This window comes from Heyndrickxia oleronia, from assembly GCF_017809215.1.
In the GTDB taxonomy this organism is placed as follows: Bacteria; Bacillota; Bacilli; order Bacillales; family Bacillaceae_C; genus Heyndrickxia; species Heyndrickxia oleronia.
Map to the genome: position 1 here is coordinate 5109897 of NZ_CP065424.1, position 25048 is coordinate 5134944.

Annotated in this window: 21 protein-coding genes and 2 riboswitches; of the genes, 3 read left to right on the plus strand and 18 right to left on the minus strand. The window is 36.3% G+C overall.

What is annotated here, in order from left to right; translation table 11 throughout:
• Positions 1 to 87: 87 nt before the first annotated feature.
• The 4 genes from I5818_RS25490 to I5818_RS25505 form a co-directional block, all read right to left on the minus strand.
• Positions 88 to 2046: a PTS fructose transporter subunit IIABC gene (locus I5818_RS25490; RefSeq protein ID WP_078110142.1), complete on the minus strand. Its 1959-nt coding sequence runs from the start codon at positions 2044 to 2046 to the stop codon at positions 88 to 90.
• Positions 2047 to 2364: 318 nt separating this feature from the next.
• A complete protein-coding gene (locus I5818_RS25495) occupies positions 2365 to 4293 on the minus strand; it encodes a BglG family transcription antiterminator (RefSeq protein ID WP_078110143.1) in 1929 nt (642 codons plus the stop codon).
• 250 nt (positions 4294 to 4543) lie between these two features.
• Positions 4544 to 5563, minus strand: coding sequence for an aromatic ring-hydroxylating dioxygenase subunit alpha (locus I5818_RS25500; protein ID WP_078110144.1), 1020 nt, complete (start codon positions 5561 to 5563; stop codon positions 4544 to 4546).
• Positions 5564 to 5580: 17 nt separating this feature from the next.
• Positions 5581 to 6957, minus strand: a complete 1377-nt coding sequence (locus I5818_RS25505) for a nucleobase:cation symporter-2 family protein (protein ID WP_078110145.1) — start codon at positions 6955 to 6957, stop codon at positions 5581 to 5583.
• 157 nt (positions 6958 to 7114) lie between these two features.
• A riboswitch (purine riboswitch) is annotated at positions 7115 to 7216 on the minus strand.
• Positions 7217 to 7416: 200 nt separating this feature from the next.
• Between I5818_RS25505 and guaD the strand changes: the two genes are divergently transcribed.
• Complete coding sequence (gene guaD, locus I5818_RS25510) at positions 7417 to 8781, plus strand: guanine deaminase (RefSeq protein ID WP_078110146.1); 1365 nt, start codon at positions 7417 to 7419, stop codon at positions 8779 to 8781.
• A gap of 55 nt (positions 8782 to 8836) precedes the next feature.
• On the opposite strand, the gene I5818_RS25515 is transcribed toward guaD, so the two are convergent.
• From I5818_RS25515 to I5818_RS25545, 7 genes are all read right to left on the minus strand, one after another.
• The gene (locus I5818_RS25515; protein ID WP_071976299.1) at positions 8837 to 9580 is read right to left on the minus strand and encodes an amino acid ABC transporter ATP-binding protein; all 744 of its coding nucleotides are present in this window, start codon (positions 9578 to 9580) and stop codon (positions 8837 to 8839) included.
• Between the two features lie 16 nt (positions 9581 to 9596).
• On the minus strand, positions 9597 to 10352 hold the full coding sequence (locus I5818_RS25520) for an amino acid ABC transporter permease (RefSeq protein WP_078110147.1): 756 nt from the start codon (positions 10350 to 10352) through the stop codon (positions 9597 to 9599).
• A gap of 241 nt (positions 10353 to 10593) precedes the next feature.
• Positions 10594 to 11436 carry a transporter substrate-binding domain-containing protein gene (locus I5818_RS25525; protein WP_078110148.1) on the minus strand — a complete coding sequence of 281 codons (843 nt, stop codon included), beginning with the start codon at positions 11434 to 11436 and terminating at the stop codon, positions 10594 to 10596.
• Between the two features lie 267 nt (positions 11437 to 11703).
• Positions 11704 to 12351, minus strand: a complete 648-nt coding sequence (locus I5818_RS25530) for an FMN-dependent NADH-azoreductase (RefSeq protein ID WP_058005096.1) — start codon at positions 12349 to 12351, stop codon at positions 11704 to 11706.
• A gap of 220 nt (positions 12352 to 12571) precedes the next feature.
• Entirely contained in the window at positions 12572 to 13528 is a 957-nt protein-coding gene (locus I5818_RS25535) for an anti sigma factor C-terminal domain-containing protein (RefSeq protein WP_169846908.1), read from the minus strand.
• On the minus strand, positions 13521 to 14021 hold the full coding sequence (locus I5818_RS25540) for an RNA polymerase sigma factor (protein ID WP_058005098.1): 501 nt from the start codon (positions 14019 to 14021) through the stop codon (positions 13521 to 13523). The genes I5818_RS25535 and I5818_RS25540 overlap by 8 nt, the downstream gene beginning before the upstream one ends.
• A gap of 276 nt (positions 14022 to 14297) precedes the next feature.
• Positions 14298 to 14792 (minus strand): MarR family winged helix-turn-helix transcriptional regulator, encoded by a 495-nt coding sequence (locus tag I5818_RS25545; RefSeq protein ID WP_058005099.1) that lies wholly within the window; start codon positions 14790 to 14792, stop codon positions 14298 to 14300.
• Between the two features lie 151 nt (positions 14793 to 14943).
• Between I5818_RS25545 and I5818_RS25550 the strand changes: the two genes are divergently transcribed.
• Entirely contained in the window at positions 14944 to 15369 is a 426-nt protein-coding gene (locus I5818_RS25550) for an SgcJ/EcaC family oxidoreductase (RefSeq protein WP_058005100.1), read from the plus strand.
• A 609-nt stretch (positions 15370 to 15978) separates the two neighbouring features.
• Here the strand turns inward: I5818_RS25550 and I5818_RS25555 are convergent.
• On the minus strand, positions 15979 to 17481 hold the full coding sequence (locus tag I5818_RS25555) for a malate:quinone oxidoreductase (protein ID WP_078110150.1): 1503 nt from the start codon (positions 17479 to 17481) through the stop codon (positions 15979 to 15981).
• Between the two features lie 574 nt (positions 17482 to 18055).
• A riboswitch (SAM riboswitch) is annotated at positions 18056 to 18155 on the plus strand.
• Positions 18156 to 18259: 104 nt separating this feature from the next.
• Between I5818_RS25555 and I5818_RS25560 the strand changes: the two genes are divergently transcribed.
• Positions 18260 to 19381: a 5-methyltetrahydropteroyltriglutamate--homocysteine S-methyltransferase gene (locus I5818_RS25560; RefSeq protein ID WP_078109425.1), complete on the plus strand. Its 1122-nt coding sequence runs from the start codon at positions 18260 to 18262 to the stop codon at positions 19379 to 19381.
• A gap of 111 nt (positions 19382 to 19492) precedes the next feature.
• Here I5818_RS25560 and I5818_RS25565 read toward each other — a convergent pair whose 3' ends face one another.
• The 6 genes from I5818_RS25565 to I5818_RS25590 are packed head-to-tail and all read right to left on the minus strand — an operon-like array spanning position 19493 to position 24992.
• Positions 19493 to 19642, minus strand: a complete 150-nt coding sequence (locus tag I5818_RS25565) for a hypothetical protein (RefSeq protein ID WP_169792995.1) — start codon at positions 19640 to 19642, stop codon at positions 19493 to 19495.
• Positions 19639 to 20481, minus strand: a complete 843-nt coding sequence (phnX, locus tag I5818_RS25570) for a phosphonoacetaldehyde hydrolase (RefSeq protein WP_078109418.1) — start codon at positions 20479 to 20481, stop codon at positions 19639 to 19641. The genes I5818_RS25565 and phnX overlap by 4 nt, the downstream gene beginning before the upstream one ends.
• Entirely contained in the window at positions 20478 to 21572 is a 1095-nt protein-coding gene (gene phnW / locus I5818_RS25575; RefSeq protein ID WP_078109419.1) for a 2-aminoethylphosphonate--pyruvate transaminase, read from the minus strand. The genes phnX and phnW overlap by 4 nt, the downstream gene beginning before the upstream one ends.
• Before the next feature lie 19 nt (positions 21573 to 21591).
• Entirely contained in the window at positions 21592 to 22596 is a 1005-nt protein-coding gene (locus tag I5818_RS25580; RefSeq protein ID WP_078109420.1) for an extracellular solute-binding protein, read from the minus strand.
• A gap of 28 nt (positions 22597 to 22624) precedes the next feature.
• Complete coding sequence (locus I5818_RS25585) at positions 22625 to 24247, minus strand: ABC transporter permease subunit (protein WP_078109421.1); 1623 nt, start codon at positions 24245 to 24247, stop codon at positions 22625 to 22627.
• On the minus strand, positions 24240 to 24992 hold the full coding sequence (locus tag I5818_RS25590; protein ID WP_058005106.1) for an ABC transporter ATP-binding protein: 753 nt from the start codon (positions 24990 to 24992) through the stop codon (positions 24240 to 24242). Before I5818_RS25590 ends, I5818_RS25585 begins: the two co-directional genes overlap by 8 nt.
• Positions 24993 to 25048 lie beyond the last annotated feature (56 nt).

Here is a 25048-nt window from a genome sequence, read left to right on the forward strand (position 1 = left end):
AACATTAACCTCCATTTGAAGCGAGGGGACGGTTCTTATGCTTATACTTCAGATACAGAAGGAAGCAAGAGAACCGTCCCTATGCTTTTAAATACTCTCTAATAATTTATAAGCTTCTTGCTTAGAATTTACTTTTAGGAGTTGTTTTCGGAATTCGTCATCCATTAGTTTTCGTGATAGCATTTGGAGTATTTTTAGATGGGCATCTCCGGCAGCTTCTTCCGGTACGGCTATCATAAAGATTAGTTTTGCTGGTGTTCCGTCTAGGCTGTTCCAGTCGACACCGTCACGTTTGATTCCGAAAGCAACGGCAGGACGGTTAACCGTATTGGATTTACCATGTGGTATAGCAATGTTCATTCCCAGTCCAGTAGAGCTTTCTGCTTCGCGATTTAAGATTGCTTGTTTAAATTCCTGTTTAGAGCGAACAATTCCATTTGAAGCAAACTTCGAAATGATTTCATCTATTACATCATCACGATTTATTCCCATTAAATTTGTTTCAATTAATTCTATACTAGTAATATCTGTTAATTTATGAATTTCACTGTTCAAAGAGGCGACTTCAGTTCTTTGAGTATCTGTATGTCGAACTGTTTTTTCATGTACACTTTCAGCATCATTTGAATCCTCACTAATTGTAACAGGCACAGCTTCCACATTCTTTTTCAAAGCAATTACCATAATGGCCGTAATTATTACACCGACAATTACCGCAACAAAGAACATTATCACATGGTCAACAGCACCTAGTACTGCAACAATTGGACCACCATGTGCTACACTGTCCCCTACTTTTGAAAGCATTGCGATGACTGAACCAACCATTGACCCAACCATAATACTTGGAATAACACGGAGCGGATCCTGGGCAGCAAAAGGAATGGCACCTTCTGTAATTCCGAATAAACCCATAGTAAAGGACGCTTTTCCAGCATCTCTTTCCGTTTGCGTAAATTTGCGTTTATTAATGAATGTTGCAAGTCCAAGTCCAATTGGCGGAATACAAATAGCAACCGCAATTGGTCCCATAATTTCATAATTTCCTTCTGCAATCATCGATGAACCAAAAAGAAAAGCAACCTTGTTAAATGGACCACCCATATCAAAAGCAATCATTGCTCCAAGAATTAACGCTAACAAAATCGAACTTCCACCTTGCATACCCGCAAGCCAGTCAGTTAGTGCTTCAAACACATGTGCAACTGGTGAACCAATGACAAATATAAACAATAAACCAACAATCACTGATGCAATGATCGGAATAAAAATGATCGGCATTACAGGCTGAACAGCCTTTGGTACTTTTATTTTTTTAATTCCAAGTGCCACATAACCTGCTAAGAAACCAGCAATAATCCCGCCGATAAAACCTGCACCGGCTTCACTTCCATAAAAACTTCCGTTCGCTGCAATATAACCACCAATCATACCTGGCACAAGTCCAGGACGGTCTGCAATACTTACCGCTATAAAACCGGAAAGAATAGGGACCATGAACATGAATGCAGTGGAACCAATGCTTTCAACATGTTTCCAAAAAGAACCGTCAGGAATTTTAATTCCTCCTGGTGTTTGTTCCCCTCCAAGCATCAGAGCAAGTGCAATCAATAATCCCCCAACAACAATGAAAGGAACCATATATGAGACACCACTCATTAAATGCTTATATATTGGGTTTTCCTTCGATTTCCCTTTTTTCGCCCCATTGGCAGCAGCTAGTTGGGGCTTGTAAACAGGGACATCACCATTTTGAATCCGCTTTATTAATTCCTCTGGCTTGCGGATACCGTCCTGAACTCCCGTGATAATAACCTTTTTACCGGCAAAACGTTCTTTCGGTACTTCTTTATCTGCTGCAATAATAATACCATCCGCTTCAGCTATTTCGTCTTCGGTTAATGCATTTTCTACACCAATCGATCCTTGTGTCTCTACTTTTATATCGATGCCCAACGCTTCGCCTGCTTTTTGCAAGTTCTCAGCAGCCATATATGTATGGGCAATTCCAACTGGACATACTGTAACAGCTAATATTTTCCCCATGCTGTTTATCCTCCTATAATTCTCTGTAGTAATCGCTTACTTATATAATAAAACTAGATGAATGAATTAATTTTTTTTATTTTTACCGGAGGCTGTGGTAAAAATCGTTTTTTTAATAAGGCTTTTTTTCAGTGAATTGATGGGGATTGCGGATATTCAACCTATATCTATACGTTAAGACTTTAACTAAGTAGCAACAATGTTTGTAGAAAATAGCCTTTACTAACGACTATAGGAACATCCGAATATCACTCCAAATGAATGGCCTTTTGAAAAAGCAAAATGGCCACAATACATTGTGGCCAATGAGTAAATTGATTATTGTTTCTTCTCCAATATTCCTAAAAAGTCCTGATAATCTTTTGCCCCAGTTAATGCGAGTCCCACCAATGGTGACTGACTTAGGGAGGCAATTTTCCCGATCACTTCACGAATATCTCCTTGATCTTCCTTCGAAATTGCCAACATAAATACAAGTGATACTTGCTCATTACCCCATTCCATACGTTTTTTTAAAATTGCTGTCGCAACAGCGGATGTTTGAATTAATGACGGATCCCCGTGCGGTATGGCAATACTTCCACCAATGGCCGTTGCAGATGAATGCTCCCGTTTGATAGCATTACGTATAAATTCTTCTTTAACATATCCTTTTTCAAAAAGAGCCCTGGCCAACATTTCCACAACCTCATAACGATGCTCTTTTTCTACATTAAAGAACATAAGATCATTCACTAAGTATTGCGACAATACATTATTTGTATTAATGGACTTACGTTTGTTGACTAACCCCTCAACAAATTGACGCAATTTCTGCTTGTCATCCTGTCCAAAGAGCGGGGAAATAACGATATACTCACTCTTCACATTTTCAAGTGGTACGGTTGAAATGATAAAATCAGGTTGGAAAATTTCTACGTAATTTTTCACCTTAGTTTTACTAATACAGGCCAGAATTTCAATGCCCTGATACTGTTGTTTAATCTTCGCCTCCAACAAATGTGACATGCCAATACCCATGTGACAAACAATCAATGCTCTTTTTTTCTCTTCTCTTCCTCCTTCTATACGTTCAAGAGAGGCTTGAAAATGAAGTACGATGTATGCTGCCTCATCTTCTGGGATGTCGATAGAAAAAGTGGTGTTTAGTTCCTCGAGAACCAGTATGACCATACTGAACATATACGGGTACATGCGTTTGATATTTTCAAACAATGGGTTTGTAATTGGAAAGCCATACTTGATGCGATTAATAACAGAATGCATATGAACAGCTAGTCCACTTGCTAAAATGGGATCTGCCACAAATGGTAATTGGGTCAGATTTTCCATTTTGTATATCAGTGTATTCATAATTCTGGTCGTTTCTTCATCCTTTATTAATATCCGTTCTAATTCCTCTTCCATTCGTTTGCTACTCATGAGATGCCAGGTAAAATAAACCCGCTCCTCATCAGGAAAGACTAACCGAAAAACTGATTCAAGTTGTTCGAAAAACCAATTTGTATAGTTGTATTCTTGACTCTTCTCTGCACTCTCTTTTTCGAACCCTTGGATAAATACTTGCGCCCTTTGTCGAGTACGTTTAATCATAATCAGCGTATGTACAAGCAAACTCTCCAAAGCACCATCTGTAAAAGTAAGAGAAAATCGATTCTTTAAATCATGCAATGCATTTCTCACAATCGTAATTTCATATGGCAAAAATAAATCTAGTACCAAATTTTTGGCACTTGAAGTAGATGGAATGAGCTCGGATAAATGGGCTAATGCATTTCGCTTTTTTAACTCCGACCCCTCTATCGTATTTCCAAACCGTTGCTTTGTGATGAGCTCAAGGTCAAAACGTTGTACCCAATTACTAATGATATCAATGTCTTTCTTAACTGCTGCTTTTGGAACATAATAACGATCCGCCCAATACTGTAATGTTGTCGGCTTATTATTCGTCAACAGTTGAAAGGCCATTTCAAATAGCCGCTCTTCCATAGTTTTTGGCTCATTTGAAAGAAGACGGTGTAAAATATCTTTACGGTTATCATCATCAATAGCAATAGAAATACCTAAACCAGGCTTACGAATTAAACCGGCATTAGGGAACTCAAGCAAAAATTCCTCCAACCGATCCAAATCATTCCGGATTGTCTTTTCCGCACAATCAAGCTCTGAAGCCAAATCTTTAATATGCAATGCCCCTTCTTCTTGAATGAGCAATCTTCTCAACAATTCCTTCTGTCTATTATTCATCTAGTTGCACCTGCTCTTAAATGGCGATATATGCAAAGTTTAACTTTATTTCAATAACGAATCAATTGACAAAGTAAGATTACATATATTCTACTATAGTTTTTAGCACCTACCATCGTTTATACCATTGACATTATTAATCAGTTAAAATTTTGTCTATCCCTTCTCCTAAACGCAATATAAAAGTAAAAAAACCGGCCATGGAATCCTCCTATGCCGGTTCATTGATAATGATTTTATTAATAGTTTTTTATTGTACTAAAGATGATTTACGCTTACTTCGCTTTTCATCACTAAGAGCGATTACACCGTTTTCTACCCCTAGCTCATTCAGCCATCTACGATAAGCGATAGTTAGTGCATCAGATTTAAGGTGCATTTCTGCCTGTAAATCTAATGGGAGAAGTTCAGGTTTTTGACTTTCGACAATGTCTAAATCTTGATTGAAAATAATATCCTGAAATTCAATAAACGCATCATCTGATTTATCTAAATCATAATTTCGAGTCAATAGCATAAATGCCTTTGCTTGTTCTTTATCTTCCTGATTTACAACGAGCAAAATCGTAAATTCCTCATCTGAACCTTCTGTTGTTTTAGTAAATCGGGCAGTTGTTGGATTTAATATTTCATAAATATAATCTGCGTATCCACCTTTTGACCTTCCATCAGGATTCGGTTGGTATACGGGAATTTTACTCGTAATAAAACGATTATCGATAAACTCTACATCATAATCCATAACTTCAGCATGATCTTCGACTCCAAGCATCCCCTCATGAACAAACATAAGATGTGAAACGTCTAGGAAATTTTCGATAATTCTCGGTGCATTTGCCTTTACTTCATAAGGTCCACAAATAGCTGTACGATAGCCCTCTGTATGATATTCAGGATAAGAGATCATAGGTGAAGGTTCATCGCCTAAATTAACCCAAATTAAGCCATATTGTTCCTGGCAATGATAAACCGTTGCTCTAGCCTTCTTAGGAATCGGTCTTTTACACGGTAATGCAGGAATCTTTACACATGTTCCTTCAGAATTATATTCCCATGCATGATACGGACAAACCAAATTCCCATCCTTTACTTTTCCGAGTGAAAGTGCAGCTCCACGGTGAATACATAAATCCTTAAATGCATGTACCCCTTTTTCATTACGGAAAATTACCACACGCTCACCTAGAACAAATACCTGTTTTGGATCATCTAATAACTCTTCTGCCTTACAAACTGGATGCCATTCATTCCATAATCGATCTTGTTGCATAATAGATTTCCCCTCTTCTAATTTACTTTTGCACTTACTTCTGTCATCTTAGTTGCAACCCCTCTATCTTCCAGCTTTTGAGGAAGTATCAAATTAAGTACCAATGCAGTAATAGCACCAATCGCCGTTCCAGATGAGACAAAATATGTCACTAAATTTGGTAATCCATTTAAGATATTAGCTGGCATAAGTACTGCAAACAACGCAAGCATGATAGAAACACCGATAACCAACATATTTCTTTCTGTAAAAGGAACTTCTTTAATCACTTTAAATCCATTCATCATAATCACTACACAAAGAATGGCAAAAACACTATTAATGACAACTGAAGGAATGCTGGCAATCACATTCATAAGTTTTGGCATCATTCCTAATAAAATTAAAATCACTCCACCAGCAATAATTGGCTTACGGCTTTTAACACCTGTAATTGCAATAATCCCTGCATTAGAGGAATAACCTGTTACAGGTGTCCCACCAAAGAAAGAACCGAGAAAGCATCCTAAACCTTCTCCAAACGCTCCCCCATTTAATCGTTTATCATCAAGATGTTCGTCAGTCACTTTACTAACAGTAAACCATGTACCAGTCGTTTCAATCATGATAATAAAGTAAATAGCTAACATAATGAGAATGGCATCTATGTTAAAAGTCGGTTTTCCAAATGCAAAGATACTTGGCATCTGAAACCAAGCAGACTTCCCAACTGATGAAAAATTAACTAAACCAAAAAACGAGGCAACAATCGTTCCAATACCTAATGCTAAAATAACAGACGCAACTTTAATATATCTAAATTTCGTTTTAGATTTTTCGCCAACATACATACAGAAAATCAGAACAGCTGCTGTTATAAGGGCAATAAACATATTTGTTCCAAAACTACCTTGTGCAGTATAAATAGAATTTATGGCACTAGGCATAAGAGAAATACCAACAACAACGATAACTGTCCCTGCAACAATTGGCGGGATAAATTTCCTTACTACTTTACTAAATACTTTCATTGGATAACCCAATATAGCTATTAACAAGGCCCCAGGTATTAAGCTTCCTATCATCGCACCAACACCAGATGTTGTTCCAATGGCGGCAAGAGCACTTAGTGGGACAAAGGAAGGACCCTGCATAACAGGAAGCTTCATTGCTATTCCTGCTTGAATAATTGTTGCAATCCCACAAGCAATAAATGTCATTTGAATGAGCAAAGCATTTTCAGTAACTGAAAATGATAATAATCCGGCTAAAACCATAGGTGGAATAAAAAGGTCCATTGCTAATACTTGTTGGAGGCCTAAAAAAATCGATTGTAAAATAGAAATATTCTCCGTATGGTCACCAACATCTGTCCCTATTTTCTCTGTTTCTCGTTCTCTAGCAATACTTTCCATCATCTAGCCTCCTATACATTTTCAGTACATCCATATAATCAAAGCCTAAATAAAAAAGCTCAAAGCACTTGCCCCTCCACAACGTAGAAAAGCAATGTACTTCGAGCTTTCACAATGAAATACGAAAGAAAAGACAAACCTCCTATAAACTGGAGACTATCTTCACTCTGCTTTTCATAGTCGGTTTATTTACGGTAAACTGGTAGAAACTTGTAGGCCATATCCCTACGATTATATGAAAAACGATATTTAATTTTTTTGAATGTTATCAGTATAGCATTAACTTTATCAAATGCAAGACAAATTTCTTTATTTCCAATTACTAATAAATATAAAAAGTTTATTTCTAAGCGTAGAATGGCAATTTCCTAAAAAAAACGGAAATAATTTTGTAGACATCAAAATTTCAAACAATTATACTGACTATTATAGAAAAAGACGAACATTAAGGTGGTAATCATGGATAAATGTTATGAAATTTTCCAAGGAACAGCTTTCACTAGTCATACATCAAAAGAAATTACTATTTTGAAAGATTGCCTATTCTGTGTAAATGAGAATGGCATCATTGAAAAAATAGTTGTCCCAGAGAACGAAGAATACCAGTTATTTCTAGATAAATATCAAGGCAGAGATAATTTTCATCGCCTTGCAGATGGCCAGTATTTCCTGCCTGGTTTTGTCGATTTACATGTTCACGCCCCACAATGGGCACAATCTGGAACAGCACTGGACCTTCCACTACATGATTGGTTAAATACATACACATTTCCATTAGAAGCTAAATATGCAGATTTAGACTTCGCGGCAACTGTCTATGAAGATTTAGTTCAAACCTTGCTCGCGAATGGAACAACAACGGCACTTTACTTTGCAACGGTACATAAGGAGGCAAGTCTCTTACTTGCAGAAATATGCGCAAAGAAAGGACAGCGAGGTTTGGTTGGAAAAGTGGTGATGGATGATCCAGAACAAAATCCTGACTATTACCGAGATATAAATACAGAAACAGCATTAGCAGATACTGAAGAATTCATTTTAGCTGTTCAAGAGTTAGCGAAGCAGGTAAAACAAGGGGTATACCCTGTTGTTACACCACGCTTTATTCCTAGCTGCACAACTGAGGCTCTTAAAGGATTAGGTGAATTGGCGGCAAAGTATGATACACATATCCAATCACATTGTAGTGAAAGTGATTGGGAGCATGAATATGTCCAAAATCGGTTCCATAAACATGATGCCTTTGCATTACATGATTTTGGACTATTAGGTGATAAGTCGGTCATGGCACATTGCAATTTTTTAGACGATGATGATGCAGAATTATTTGCTAAAACGGGAACAGCCATTGGTCATTGCCCCTTATCAAATGCTTATTTTGCCAATAGTGTCATTCCCATTGCCCGCTTCCGAGACAAAGGAATTGATATTGGCTTAGGAACGGATATTTCAGCTGGTGCCACTCCTAGTCTTTACGATAACGCAAAACAATCTGTTGTCTCTTCGAGAATGCTAGAAGATGGAGTCAATAATGCCCTTCCTGCAGAAGAACGTGGCGTGCCTAATTCTCGCATTACCATTAATGAAGCCTTTTACTTCGCAACAGCAGGCGGTGGAGAAAGTTTAAGCCTACCTATTGGAAGAATACAAGAAAACTATACATGGGATGTACAAATTATCGACACAAACGTACCTTCTGCAAAGCTCCCAATCTTCGATCCAAATGAAGATCTATATGATATCTTCCAAAAAATCATGTATAATACTCGACCAGAAAACATTCGAGAAGTCTGGGTTCAAGGTGAAAAAGTGCATTCAAGATAAAAAGGTGGGGTCAGTCCCCCACCGCTTTAAAGCAGTGGGGGACTGACCCCCTTTCTTACACATTTTGTGCTAGTGTACGTTTCAAAAACTCTCTTGTCCGTTCTTGTGTAGGATGATTAAAGATTTGTTCTGGACTTCCTTCCTCTGCAATTACTCCTTTGTCCATAAACACTACACGGTTTGAAACTTCTTTTGCAAATCCCATTTCATGGGTAACTATTAACATTGTGAGGCCACTGCCGGCAAGCTCTTTCATAACTTTTAGAACCTCTCCTACCAATTCAGGATCAAGGGCTGAAGTGGGCTCATCAAATAACATTACATCTGGTTCCATAGAGAGTGCTCTTGCTATAGCTACACGCTGTTTTTGACCCCCTGATAATTGTTTTGGTCTTGCATGAATATATTGATCCATTCCAACAACTTTTAAATATTTCAGTGCCAGCTTTTCTGCCTCTCCTCGGGAACGTTTTAACACCCTCATTTGCCCTACTACACAATTTCCAAGTACATTAAAATTATTAAATAAATTAAATTGCTGAAACACCATTCCTAATTTCGTACGATATTCAGAAATATCGCGATCTTTACTTAAAATGTTTTCACCCTTATAGAGAATTTGACCGCCACTCGGTTTTTCTAATAGATTCGCACAACGAAGAAGTGTAGACTTTCCCGACCCAGACGAACCAATAATACAAACTACTTCCCCTTTATTAACTGAAAAATTAATGTCCTTTAACACTTCATTGCTTCCAAAGGTTTTACTTAAATGCTGAAATTCTAAGATTTTTTCCATATCATCTCCTCCTCGACTATTGACTGACATTTTTCCTGTACATATCTTCAGGTGCCTCTACTACAATTTGAGAATAATTTTCCGGTCCATCTAATTTCTTTTCGATATAGGCTAATATTCGTGATACGGTTATGGTCATAATTAGGTAAAGCACACAAGCAACAAAAAATGATTCAAAATATCTAAAGTTATTTCCCGCGATTGATTTTGTTTGGAAAAATAATTCTGATACAGAGATGACATTGAGAACAGAGGTATCCTTAATATTAATAACAAACTGATTTCCAATTGATGGTATAACATTACGAATGGCTTGAGGTAGGACAATATGGAACATCGTTCTAAAATGGTTCATTCCAATTGCCTGTGCTGCTTCATACTGACCTTTATCAATCGAGAGAATCCCGCCACGGACGATTTCTGCCATATACGCCCCAGTGTTAATCGATACAATGAGGAAGGCAGCATATAGACGGTCCATGTCTGCACCAAATGCTAAAGCTGATCCATAAAAAATAACCATTGCTTGTACGATCATCGGTGTACCACGAAATATTTCAATATAGGTAGAGAATATTGCACGTATCACTTTAAGAAAAACTCTCTTTGCTCCTCTCTCAGGCAGAGGAATTGTCCGTATCCCTCCTATTATTAAACCGATGATAAATCCAAGAATGGTACCCACAATAGAAATCAACATTGTAATCCCCGCACCGCGGATGAACATTGGCCAATTTTCTGTAACAATCTTCATTAACCAATCAAAAGTCATATTTATCCCCCTTTTTCGCACCAAAACCACTTTACATTCTTATTTCAATGTTATAAATTTTTTTCATAAAATATGGCGAAAACAAGCCCTGACCACTTGTATTCATATGAGATAGACAATAGACCTAAAAGACAACAAGTAGAAACGGCTTAAGAATATGATAAAAATCGTATATAAGATATTTACAATCTAACAGAACCAACAAAACCGGGTGCATATATGTACCCGGCTTCACTCCTTATTAATTTGCTGCTGGTTGATTTTTAATAGCAGTATCCATAATGCTTGAACGTTCCTCTTCTGAGATCCCTGATAAAATTTTATTAATTTCATCTGTTAAACTGCTGCCTTTTTTAATACCTACAGCGATAGCCGTATCATCATCTGATGTTTTAAATCCATCAGTAAATTCAACCATTTTATAGTTTTTGTTAGCAGATTCAGCACTAACTCCTTCTGGACGTTCGGATACATATCCATCAATGACTCCTGATTCCAGCGCTACCCTCATTGCCGGAAAATTATCCATTGCTGGCTGCTTATTTACACCTTTAATTTGATCAATGACTGAATAGTGGAATGTATTTAATTGAGCTGTTATTTTAGCGCCACTGAAGTCCTGAATAGAAGTTGCTGTCTCATATTTCCCACCTTTTTTAACGACCATTACTAAATTTGATTTATAGTAGATATCCGAGAAATCGATCGTCTTTTTGCGCTCTGCTGTTGGTGACATTCCTGCTATGATGGCATCGATTTTTCCAGAGGTTAATGCTGGAACAAGGCCATCCCATTCGGTTTTAACGATTACAAGTTTTTTCCCCAAACCTTCAGCTATTTTTTTAGCAATCTCCACATCATAACCACCTGCATACTCTGCACTGCCATCAATTTTTACTCCGCCATTGGAATCATCTTTCTGTGTCCAGTTGAATGGAGCATACCCAGCTTCAAGACCTACTTTAAATGTTTCTTCATCTTTTGTTTTTGTCCCCACCGTTTCCTTTTCGCTAGTACCACATCCTGCTAATAGCAGTATAATTGTTAAGGAGATTGCCATAAAAACTAATCGTTTTTTTCTCATGAATACGTTTCTCCCCCCGATTCGTCCGTATATTAATAATTTATGTGCCTATCTTTGATATTATCGGAATTTTCTAATTTGTTCAAGTAGTTCTAAAATAAAAAAAGACCTGAGTCAAACTCAAGCCTTTTCTATTATGATTAAATTTTATTTTTGGGAGTCAAATGAGCTTTGCTGGTTGATCATCTCATATTGACGTTTACTTCTTATCGAATAACTTTTAATCTCAAAGTACGTTCAGTATTTTTAATGGCATACAAAAAAAATTTACACTAAAGCCACTTGATTTGCTAGTTTATTAGCAGCCTCTGTAACCTTACGTAATCCTTCTTGGATGATTTCTTCTGCTTTATTAGGCATAGCATTATGGCCTTCGATAATGACTTCATCGATAATTTCCATACCAAATATACCGCCAAATACGTTACGCATATAATTAACAGACATGTCCATCTGTGCCATTTCTGGTGTAGAATAAATTCCGCCACGTGCATTTAAGAAAATGGCTTTTTTATCCGTCATTAATTGAATCATGTTACCATCAGCATCATATTTAAATGCAAATCCTGCAGCGTATACATAATCGATAAAAGTTTGTAGTTTAGCTGGAATAGTTAAATTCCATAATGGGAATGCAAATACAACTACATCTGCAGCAGTTAACGCATCCATTGCTTTTTGTTTCGCATTTAAGAGACGCTGTTCTATATCAGTTAATTCTCCACCGTTATTCACTTTTCCAAAAGCATTAAATATATCTTGACCAAAATAAGGTGTATCCTCAGCGAATACATCATATGTAGTCACATTCAAATTTTCCGCACCTTTTAATGCGTCCATAAAAGTTTCATACATTCTGCTGGAAACAGCCTCCGCTGCTGGGCGGTTATTTGCTTTAACAACTAAAACATTCATAAAAGAGCCTCCTATTATTATATTGAAATAAAAAATATAATAGTTAAAATAAATTTTTGTATTTGGATAGCACTGCTTTATACTTTCCAAATACTTATTATAACACCCTCATATGAATTTGTTTGGAATTCTGCTCCACTAAAAGTTCCTATACTAATCCATTGTAGAATGGATACATTTTCTTTCCTCTCTGTAAAGGGGACACCCTTGTTCTATCATTTTAATACTGATCGGTTGTTGCCCCTAACGTAGCACCTCGAATGATAGATGTGTCATTATACTTTTTTAAATCACTTGGTTTTCCTGTAACTACGACACCAATAATTTTAAGGCTCTTGGGTGCCAATTTATCCTTACCGTTATTCGTAATGTTATTATAAATTTCAGTTGCTTCATCTTGATACTCTCCACTTTTTGATTTAATCAATTGAAGATTAGATATAAAAGTAGATGCTGAACTATTATTATATTTAAATCCATATGCTTCAAATCCATTTATGGTGTATCCACTTGAATTCTCTTCATTTAACTTGCTGTACTCCTTCGTATCCTCCTTACTATAGGTATCTACCCAATACCATGCTAATTGATCTTTAAAAATTTTATCAACTTCTTCGATTGAATATCCCTTATTAAATGAAAATGCCATTTCAACAACTTTGTTATCATCAATTTGATTCAACAAATCTCTATCATCAAAAATCTTCTTATAAATAACGTCTGGGTGATAGAATTCAATGACTCTTTCTCCTTGGTAATATAAAGGGATACGCTCATCCTTTATACTACCTGATCTCGGTGGAACATCCGTAATCAATCTCGACGTTCCCAAAATAGTAAAGACTCTTTCCTTTTCCCCCCACGGTATTGGTACCCCTCCAACTTTCTTCACTAATTTTGTTTTTGCTGTTGCTGATATTGGAGAATAGTTATAAGTGGTTCCCTTTACTTCTTCAACATTTGCTCCTAATATCTCATTCCAAGTTGAATCCATTATAAATTCCTTTTCTATTTTCATATTCATAATCTTATCACCCACAAGATATAAACCAGTAAAAACGATTAAGCTTATAATTAATGAAATCAACACCATTTTTGTCATTGAACGTCTCTTTGCCTTTTTTACTAATTTCTCAAACTCTAAATCTTTTGGTAAAAATTCATTTTCTTTATTCATTACCATACCTCCTATATTGTTCAATAAATTCGCATCTGGCTCTGTGTAGAATTGTCTTAACCGATCCTTCTTTCATACCTAATAGATCTGCTATTTCATTTATTTTCAATCCGGTACTATATTTAAGAAGAAGTAATTGACGATGTTTCGGTTTTAATTTGTTTAACAGTTCATGGATGTCTTTCTCTAATTCACTTTGTAAAAGTAATTTTTCTGGCGTCTCTTCCTCAAATAATTCTTGTAAGTTGAACAATAAAATTTCTCTCCGTCTAGAATTTTTTCGGGTCATATCATAATATTGATTAATTGCTACTCTAAACAGCCAGCTTTGTACGTTAGAAATTCCGACAGAATCAATATATTGTAAGAATTTATAAGCAGTGTCTTGAATAATGTCTTCTGCATCTTCCTTTGAAGCACCCATTTTTAATAGATAAGAGTAAACAAATTTTAGTACTTCGTTAAGTTTTTTTCCCATCATGGAATCATTCATTTCGGACCTCCCACCATTAAAACGTTTCAATTCCTAAAAGGTTAACAAAAAAAATTTCTCGAAATAAAATTATTTACTTCAGATAAATTTCCCTGTAAAAAAAAGGATTAGGCTATAAGGATTTTAAATCCATGCCCAACCCACTGTATAACAGGCTCTTTATTATAATAAATTACATCTGGTAAAACTGCCTCTGCATCAATAAAACGCTCCCTTCGTTATATCACTAGAAGCACTCTTACGCATCATTAATTCGCATTTTGTAAAATAGTTTATTTACAAATCACTTTCCGTCTTCATTTTGTTCATTTCAACTAAAGTCATTTCATTACACTGCCTGATAAAGTCAAGGATCAGAAGAATTTCCTGCTCATTGTACCGTGAAATGATATTAAGCGTTGATTGCATAATCGAATGAAACATAGGTGAAAGTTGTGCTGAACCCTCCGGTATAGGTTTGACAACAACCCTCCTTCGATCATTTGGATCTTTATCCCTAATTACATATCCTGCCTTTTCCAATCGATCAATTATATTTGTAACTGCTCCTGTTGTTAAACCAGTAATGTCTGCCAGCTGGCCGGCAGTGACGGGGCCCGTTCGATTTAAATAATCAAGACATTTATGATCGGTAGCATTAAGACCCATTTTTTCAGAAATTAGTTGATGTAACATGACCGCTCTCGCACTGTTTTGTCGCAATTCGTGAAGCAATGCCTTCTGTATCATAGGAATTTCAGGAAAATCAGTTGGAAAAATTTCTCTTGACATTACATAACCTCCAAGTTAATATAAAGTTATCTTAATCGATTAAGATAATTAATTAAATAAGAATTCATAATGATTAAGATGTATTATTTGCATTAGTATAACACATAACTTTTTGCACCCCAAACAACTAACTAAGAAAGGAAAGGAAAAAATGACAAATCAAAAAGATCTAATGTCCATTAATGAGTTATTTGCACAATTGTCTAAATCATGGAATATAGGAGACGGGATTGCTTACGGGAATTGTTTTACGGAAGATGCTGATTACGTAACGTTTATGGGGCAACGATTAAAAGGGAGAGAACAAATTACTGAAGTTCACCAAATGTTATTTAATGGACCTCTTAAAGGATCCATCATGATATCCACCTCATCTTCCGATATACAGCCGCGCTTCATCACTCCCGAGGTTGCAATTATTCATGCAATCGGTGAAGTGCAACTCGCACAGCCTGCTCAAGATCCTAATGATAGAGGATCCATTAATACAAATGTGGTGTTGAAACAAAACGGAGAATGGAAAATAACAGCTTTCCATAATTGTCGCATTCAAGAGATACCTCGCGGAAGGAATTAATCCCTCACCAAATCTATTTGAACTAAGTTCCTTGATTGGTCTATTCCGTTATGGTTTAGCTAATCTACTGACAAATCACGTAAAAATAGTAAAGCAACGAAGAATAATTTCCGCTATAGATGGTACTTTAGCCTTTAATCTACCCGGATACCCTAATTCGGAAAAAAGGCTCTTATTATTTTACATGTTCCAGCCATCACACCTAACCGAACGCTCTTAATAGGCATCCATCCAAACTAAAATGGACCGTTATTAACGGGGTACATTTTTAATTGGAAGATGTCTTTTTCTTTGGAATTTATTCTGATGATAACAACATACTCTGAATGATCAATAAACTAAACATTTTTTTCAAAGAGTTAATCATTTTTCACTTCAGATATTAAACTGACTCTCATACATCGGAGAATAAAATCCTTATTTCTGCAATAGCTCGTGATGAGTACCTCCTTCAATGATCTCCCCTTGATTAATTACGAAAATAAGATTAACGTTTTCAATATCAGCTATTAAACTCTCGCAATTGTTCTTTATCACCAATTTTTACCTCTCTAAACGCAAAAAAAGAATCCTTAATCTAATGATAGATCAAAGATTCTTTATTCATTCTTAACTATAAGCTAATTCTTGTTGACTTAGCCCAAGTGCTTGTGCTGTTGAGGTATGAATTTCTTGTAAAAGTTCTGGATTTTCCATTAAAGACATACCATAAGAAGGTATCATTTCTTTTAGTTTCGGCTCCCATTCCATCATGTATTGCGGGAAGCATTTTTCTAATACTTCAAGCATAACATGAACAGCAGTGGAAGCACCCGGTGAAGCACCAAGCAATGCAGCTACCGATCCATCCGATGCAGTAACAACTTCGGTACCAAATTGTAGTGTACCTTTACCGCCTGTCTCCGTATCTTTAATTACTTGCACACGTTGTCCTGCAACGACGATATCCCAATCCTCAAGTTTAGCATTCGGGATAAACTCTTTTAGCTCTTCCAAACGCTTTTCATTTGATAACAATACTTGCTGGATTAGATATTTTGTTAATGCCATCTCTTTGAAGCCTGCCGCCAACATCGTCAATACATTATTCGGTTTTACAGAACGGATTAAATCTAAGTTTGAACCCGTTTTCAAAAACTTCGGTGAAAAGCCGGCAAATGGTCCAAATAACAATGATTTCTTATTGTCGATATATCGTGTGTCAAGATGTGGAACAGACATTGGAGGTGCGCCAACCTTCGCTTTACCATATACCTTTGCATGATGCTGTTCAACAATTTCAGGATTATTACAAACCATAAATAAGCCACTGACCGGGAAGCCTCCGATATGCTTAGATTCAGGAATTCCGGTTTTTTGTAATAATGGTAGACTTCCGCCTCCACCGCCGATAAAGACAAATTTAGCTGTATGGTATTCAGTACTACCGCTTTCATTATTGTGTACTTTCACTTCCCATAAGCCTTCGCTTGTACGTTTAATATCTTTTACCGCGTGCTTATAGTTAATCTCAACGTCTAGACTCTTTAAGTGGTCAAATAACATGCGTGTTAAAGCACCAAAGTTAACATCTGTTCCAGAGTCAATTTTGGTTGCTGCTATTGGTTCATTATCGGTACGACCTTCCATAATAAGTGGAATCCATTCCTTTAGTTTATCAGGATCATCAGAGAATTCCATCCCTTGAAACAACGGGTTATTTGAAAGCGCTTCAAAACGCTTTTTCAAAAACGTTACATTTTTTTCCCCTTGGACTAGACTCATATGAGGAATTGGCATGATAAAGTCTTGTGGATTATGAATCAGTTCACGGTTTACAAGATAAGACCAAAACTGTCTTGAAAGCTGAAACTGCTCATTGATTTTAATCGCTTTCGTAATATCGATAGATCCATCAGCTTTTTCAGTTGTATAATTAAGCTCACACAGTGCAGAATGCCCTGTACCCGCATTATTCCATTCGTTAGAGCTTTCTTCCCCTGGATTTGCTAGTTTCTCAAATACTTTAATTTCCCATTGCGGTGCTAATTCTTTCAGTAATGATCCCAAAGTCGCGCTCATGACTCCGGCACCAATTAAGATAACGTCTGTTTTAGTTTGTCTGTTACTCATTTTTATCGTCCCTTATACCGTTAGATTTGCAAAAAAGGATGTAGACGCTCCTTCTTCGGCGTAACAAGCAAGCCAAGGCGCGACCTGATCACACACACCTTTTCTGTATCAATTCATTCCTAATTATAGTATATCACTATTATTTATAGATTTAAATATCACTATTGTATGAGAGTGATAAGATATCTAAAATTACGTAAAAAATGGAGAAACAATCCACATCATTTAACCTGTTTTTGGCTTCATTCATCGGAATGGTTCTAGTCATAATCGATCGTCGACTCCAAAAAATTATATTAATATAAATAAACAAAACCACTCATCACAACTAAAATGTTCTTTACTATATGACCTCTCTTTGATTATGAATATGATAATTTTGCAGGAGTCCACTAATAGTTCTTTCCTTTTCTTCTTGAATAAACTGATTATTTGTATACCGAGATAACGTTTCCCTCAATAAAAGCCCCTTCCCATATGATGAATATGGGTTCCATCATACTTATTCGCACCGGAAAATTGACATTCTCTGAATATACAGGTAAATTGATAATTAATAATTAAATTTGTCACTTTCTTATTTAGAGAGATGGAGGGACTGGCCCTGAGATATCTCAGCAACAGACATTTTTGTACTGTGCTAATTCCAGTAGCGTTTTGCTTGAAGATAAGAAGAGTAATTATCCATGAGTTTAATCTCTTCTTTTTAAGAAGGGTTTTTTTGTACCCTGAAAAAGCTAAGAAAAAAACTAATTTAACTTTAGAGGGGTTGTCCAATTTGATTAATACAATTAAGAAAGCACCATTTAGAGCAGATCATGTTGGGAGCTTCTTGCGTCCACAAGCACTTAAGGATGCGAGGGCTCAATATAAGAATGGTCAAATAACTAAGGAAGAATTACGTGCATTAGAAGACATTGAGATTGCTAGAATTGTTGAATTGCAAAAAGAAGTAGGCCTAACGGCAGTGACAGATGGTGAATTCAGAAGAAGATGGTGGCACTTAGATTTTATCAGAGCTATTGAGGGGATTCGTGTTTATGAAATAGACATCACCGGTGCATTTAATGGAGCGATGAAAAAGGCAGAAGCATATACAGTTGATTCGAAATTAAGTTTCCCTAAGGATCATCCATTTTTAGAAGACTTCACGTATTTGAAAAGCATTGCCGGTGATCATATTGCGAAAATTACAATTCCAGGCCCTAATATGATTTTCTACTCGGGTGTAGTTGGAAGTGAGCCATATCTAAATAATCCTTCATATCCTTCATTTGATGAGGTGGCTAACGATATTATTAAAGTGTATCAAGATGCCATTCAAACATTTTATGATGCAGGTTGCCGCTATTTACAATTAGATGATACAAGCTGGGGAGCATTGTTCAGTGATGCTTTCCGAGATAAAATAAAATCACAAGGATTCGATCCCGATGAGCTTGTGAAAAAATTTGCTGATATTACTGTAAAAGCTGTAGCCAACAAACCTGAGGATATGGCAATTACCCTTCATATTTGTCGTGGGAATTTTAAATCTTCCTGGCTGTATCAAGGTGGATATGAACCCATTGCAAAAGAGTTATTTTCACGTGTTAATGTAGATGCCTTCTTCTTAGAATATGATAATGAACGATCTGGAGATTTTACACCATTACGATTCATTAAAGATCAACATGTGGTATTGGGACTCATCACATCTAAAACTCCTGAACTCGAAGATAAAGATGAAATAATAGGACGGATTAAAGAAGCAACAAAATATGTGAATATTAATCAACTTTGTTTGAGTCCGCAATGTGGGTTTGCTTCTACTGAAGAAGGAAATATCCTAACAGAGGAAGAACAATGGAATAAATTACGCCATGTTGTACGTATTGCAAAAGATGTCTGGGGACAATAGTTTCACTTACATAAGATAAACCGGGCAAAAAACGCCCGGTCCTTTTATTACTCATCAGTGTTTCTCCATCAAGGCTAGCTAGGAAGGCAATTAATTTTAGAAAAGAGGCTATTAAAAAAAGCCGGCTAAATATGATTGAATCGTATTAGGTAGTAATTGGAAAAATAATCCCTTGTATTTAATATCAAATAGGCCAGCAACACATAAAAGCATTATAAATAATAAAATAAGTATCTTATTCTTTTTTGATATTGATTTCAATAAATCCCCTCCACTAAGTACGTTAAACCTGCACTAGGCCTCTTACCTTCCAAGATAAGACTGTTAATTCTTTCAATTAATTCAGGCAGTTCTCCCATTGTTTTTATTGTAAAATCTGCCCCGCTTTGTAAAAAAGTTTGCTCTGTTCTAGAGATTGCCTTCTCTTGATCTACCTCGGATAAGGCATCATATTCAGATAAACTTAGCCCCATTTCGGAACTACCTATAATGACGCCGACTGACCAAACGCCAGCATTAACCGCCTCTTTTATGTCTGAGGTCGTATCTCCAACTTTTACAACCTTCCAGGATGCTGATAATTTCAATGCTTCCATGTTTCGATAAATCATATAAGGATAAGGTCTTCCCAGAGAATTGGTACCATCAGGAGTGATATAAAAATCTGGACTATACCCTTTTTTGTGTGCATTAGGTACAACAACATCCATCATGGATTGTGTGTAACCTGTTGTTGAACCAATTTTCAATCCTTGGCTTCTTAAGGTTTGAACTGCCTCAATCACCTCAGGAATGAGATCTGTATACTCAGATAAGGATGACATGAGTGCAGGCTCGAATTCAGCATATAATTTCTCCACATCTTGTTCATTAAACTCCCTGCCAAATCTCTCCTGCCATAAATGAGAGATTCTAGGCATCGAAAGCATGGCGCGAATGTGGTCAATCTTAAGCAATCCCATCGGTGCTCTTGCTTCCTCCATTGTCACATCAACACCTGCATGTTTAAAAATATCAATAAATACATTTACTGGTGCAAAGCAGCCGAAATCCACCGTTGTTCCTGCCCAATCCAAAATTACTCCTTCAATTTTATTCACTTTACCATCACTCCCATATATTCTTCAATAATTTCACACAATGCTAGGATATCTTCTTCATAAATTTCACCAATATTCCCAATGCGAAAGGTATCTACATCGGTTAGTTTTCCTGGATAGAGGACAAAGCCTCTCTCCTTTGTATAGGAATAGAATTCTGCAAAGTTGAATTTCTCATTAGGGAAAAGAAAGGTTGTAATAATCGGCGATTGTTTATCATCTGTAATATAGGCATGAATTCCTATCTTGGCAAGTCTCTCTCTTAACATACGATTATTATTTTGATACCGGGCAAATCTTGCTGGAATGCCGCCTTCTTCTAATAATTCATCAATTGCTTTAGAAAATGCAGCCACTACATGTGTTGGTGAGGTGTAGCGCCATTTTCCATCCTTCTCCATTTCTACCCATTGATCATATAAATCTAATGATAGACTGCGAGAGTTCCCTTTACATGCTAATAGTTTCTCACGCTTAGCAATAACAAAGCCAAAGCCTGGTACACCTTGAATACATTTATTTGCGCTGCTGATTAAATAGTCAATTCCTAGCAAAGGTACATTGATTTCCAGACCGCCAAAGCTACTCATTGCATCAATAATTAAGGTTTTTCCAAACTCCTTTGACAGTTTTGAAACCATTTCAATTGGATTTAAGATTCCTGTCGTTGTCTCACAATGAACCATGATTATATGTGTAATTTCTTGATCTTCCTCTAATATAGCCTTTATTTCCGATTCAATTGGGTACTCATTGTATTGTACACGATACTCCTTAAAGTTAAGGCCGATGTACATTGCCATTTTGATAATTCGTTCACCATATGCACCGTTCGTGATGATTAAAGCCCTATCTTCATTTGTAGTGGCTGTATGCATGACGGATTCAACTGCGAACGTACCGCTTCCTTGCATAAGCACAACCGTATATTCATCCTCAGCAGCACCTGCCAATTCAAGAAGCTGCGCCCTAATTTTTTGCGTAATGGATTTATAATCGTTGTCCCACGTGCAACGGTCAAATAGCATTTCCTCTTTAACCGTGCTTGTAGTGGTTAAAGGACCTGGTGTTAATAGTTTATAATTGTTCATGTCCATCTCTCCCTATTTTTTACTTCGCTGAATTGAAAAACTCTTGATGCTGCTTTAATAGTTCAACAGTTAATGGTTGGTCAAATTTCTTTGTGTGGGCAGGTTTATGTATATCATTAATTGTTTCTCCTTCGTAAAGGGCAACTGGATAATTGTTGATTAACTCTTTTCTGCCTTCCTTAACAATGACCTCTGCCATGTCCATCGCTAAATCTGTTGTTTTATCATCTTTTTTCACCACAGCAATAGATTCAGTCAATGAGAAATTCCCTTCAGATGGATCTATATAATCAATTGGTGCACCTTGTTCTTTCGCAATTACTGCTTGGTGGCGAAGTCCAAAACCCGCAGCCACTTCCCCAGCTTGAACTTTCTTAATAGGACCCGATCCAGAACTTTCAAGATGTGGACCAACATTTGTTACTAGATCGTGAAGAATAGCTTTTCCTTCCTTTTCTCCATATTGATTAATAATAGCTTGGACCAATAACCAGGCTGTAGAAGAGTCCATAATATTTGGGATCGATACTAATCCTTTAAACTCCGGCTTTGTTAAGTCCTTTATAGAAGTCGGCATTGGTAGACCCTTTTCTTTGATGACCTCGGTATTGACAAATATAGAACCGGTATTAGCTAGAATCGGTGTATAGTAGGATGGATATGTTTCTAACGCATTCGCTGTGAATGTTAAATCTGTAAACATTTTGTGCTTTTCTTGAGCACTTTGGATAAAATAAGAACTCATTGTGACTAAATTAGCATCTATTTTATCTCCCTCAGCGGTTAGCTTTCCTCCTAATTCAGATGTACCCAAAGATTGAACGACATATTTCCCCTCAAAACCCGCTTCTTTTAATGACTTTTCCATCGCTAGAACTGCTTCTTCATCCCCATTCGTTAAAATAACTACTTTCTTTGCTTTATGTGCCTTTGCAGCATTTGAATTATTATTACAGCCAACCAATGTAAATACTAAACTAAAAGCAATAAGACACAGGAACATTCCCTTAATCGTTTTAAACATCATTTTCCCCTCACTTTTATCAAAAGTTTCAATTCCTATTAATTGATGGTCGTTTTTGAAGATAATCACAAAATAATTTAACGATTAAATTCGTACCAAAGATGAGTATCGATAAAACAAAGATTTCATTGAATTTAGCAAAGTGCTGCAATTCTTTAATTTTGCTCGCTACTACTGAAGTTTCAGCTGATACTAAGAAGATGATTCCACTAATCGTTACCATCGCATTAATAAAATAGTAACTAAACATTTCAAATACTGTTGATACTGAGTTTGGCAAAAGAACGCGACGGATCGTCTTTAGCCAGCTATCTCCCAACAATTCCCCCGTTGTTTCCCAAGTCGGATTCATTTTAGCTAGGGTATTTTTAGCCATTAAATAAGGCGTCGTAAAATAGTGGACCACTGTACATAGCACAATAATGGTGATCGTTCCTTTTAAACTGCTATTATTAAAAAGAAGTAAATACGATAAACCTAATACCATACCTGGTACTGTATTAGTAATGATTGAAATTGTGTCCATTAATCTTTTTCCTTTAAGCGGTGTACGTACATTTACTAGCGCCGCACTATAGGCAACAAACGTACCAACTACTCCCGTTAATAATGCTATTACTATTGAATTTTTATAGACATTGACTAAATCACTTGATTGAAACACATCAATGAAATGGCTCAATGTAAATGTTAGATTATAAGGATAGCTGTTTACTAACGGTGCAACGAACATTACGGCAAAAATGGCAACCATTCCTATTAAAATGACAGAAGAGATTACACTAAAGGAAATATCTCTTGGTTTATTTTGAATCAATTCGATCTCTGTAAATTTGTCATAGTGGAAATTAAATTTTTCAAGATAATTTAAAAGAAAAACAGCAAATACAGCAGGGATTAACATGATTACCGCAATTGCAGCACCATTATTGAAATCTGGTATGGAACCAAGCATCACTTGATATAGCTGAGTTGCTACCACATCATACGTTCCCCCAACCGAAGCAGGGATCCCAAAATCGGTAAAGCTCAAGATAAAGGAAAGGATGAAAGCACCAGCTAAGGTTCCCCACAAAGGGCGAATAATCGTGTTCATAAAACTTCTCAATGTCCCATCACCCATTAGTTTAGAAACAATGATAAATTTCTTATCAATATACTTAAAGGAATTATTAATAAGAAGAAAGGCTGATGGTAATGTATAAATGACATAACCTATTAATAAGCCGTTAAATCCATAAATATCGAATATTTTTCGTCCAAAAAGCTTTGTAATTAATCCTTGATTTCCAAAAGAATACATAATCGCAAATCCATAGGTGATGGTCGGAAGCAGCATTGGAATAAGCATCCCCGTTTTAATTACTCCCTTTACGGGCTGATAAATCCTCGTACAATTGATGGTATAGGCTAGGATAAATGCTAAAATAGTAGAGATAATAGCCGTAATACTAGAAATTAATAGACTATTCCCAATGGACTTCATTAGTTCTTTATTAGAAATGATTGAGTGATAATTCGCGACATCGAATCCATTAGCCGTTTCAAATGATCGAACAAATAAAGTGGCCAAAGGCCATACTAGAAAGACTGTAAATAAACATACTATGATAGTAAAAATAATCCTCATTTCTGGTTTTACATTAGGCATATTTTTCACCAAATAAGTGATAAATATTTTGTCGCTTAATTTGTAATTGCTTGAGAATAAATTCTTGCACAAAACCATTACTTGGTTGATTAATAATTTCATATGGGGTCCCAAACTGTGAAATATTTCCCTGATTTATGATCAAAATTTTATCTGACAAGGTTAGGGCTTCCTCAGGGTCATGGGTGACAAGAATGGTTGTAAGCTTAAACTCCTTTGCAATTGACTTAATCCGTTCCTTAATTGATTCCTTAATGACCCCATCCAATGCACTTAAAGGTTCATCTAACAATAATATTTTCGGCTTTGTTACTAATGTTCTTGCAAGTGCAACCCTTTGTTTCTGACCACCTGATAATTCTCCTATTTTTTTGGTTAAATGGGGGGTTAGCTCTAGGAATTCGATATACTCCTTTATCTCCTTCTCTGACACTAACCCTTTCTTATTTTTTACTCCATATACAATATTTTCATAAGCATTTATATGGGGAAAAAGTGCGTAATCCTGGAAAACAATATTAAAACCTCGCTCCTTCATCGATACATTACTCAAATCCACATCGTTAAAAATGATTTTCCCCTGATCCGCTTTAGTTAACCCCAAAATAATAGATAATAAGGTGGTTTTGCCACTGCCACTTGGACCTAATAGTGAAACAATTTCTCCAGTATCAATTTCAAGATTGATATTTTCCAAAATGACCTTTTTGTCATAGTGTTTGCCTATATTTTGCAGCTTCAGCAAACTATTCACCTCCCTGATTACGACTTTAAGTATAATTACCATTTGTAAATGTAAGT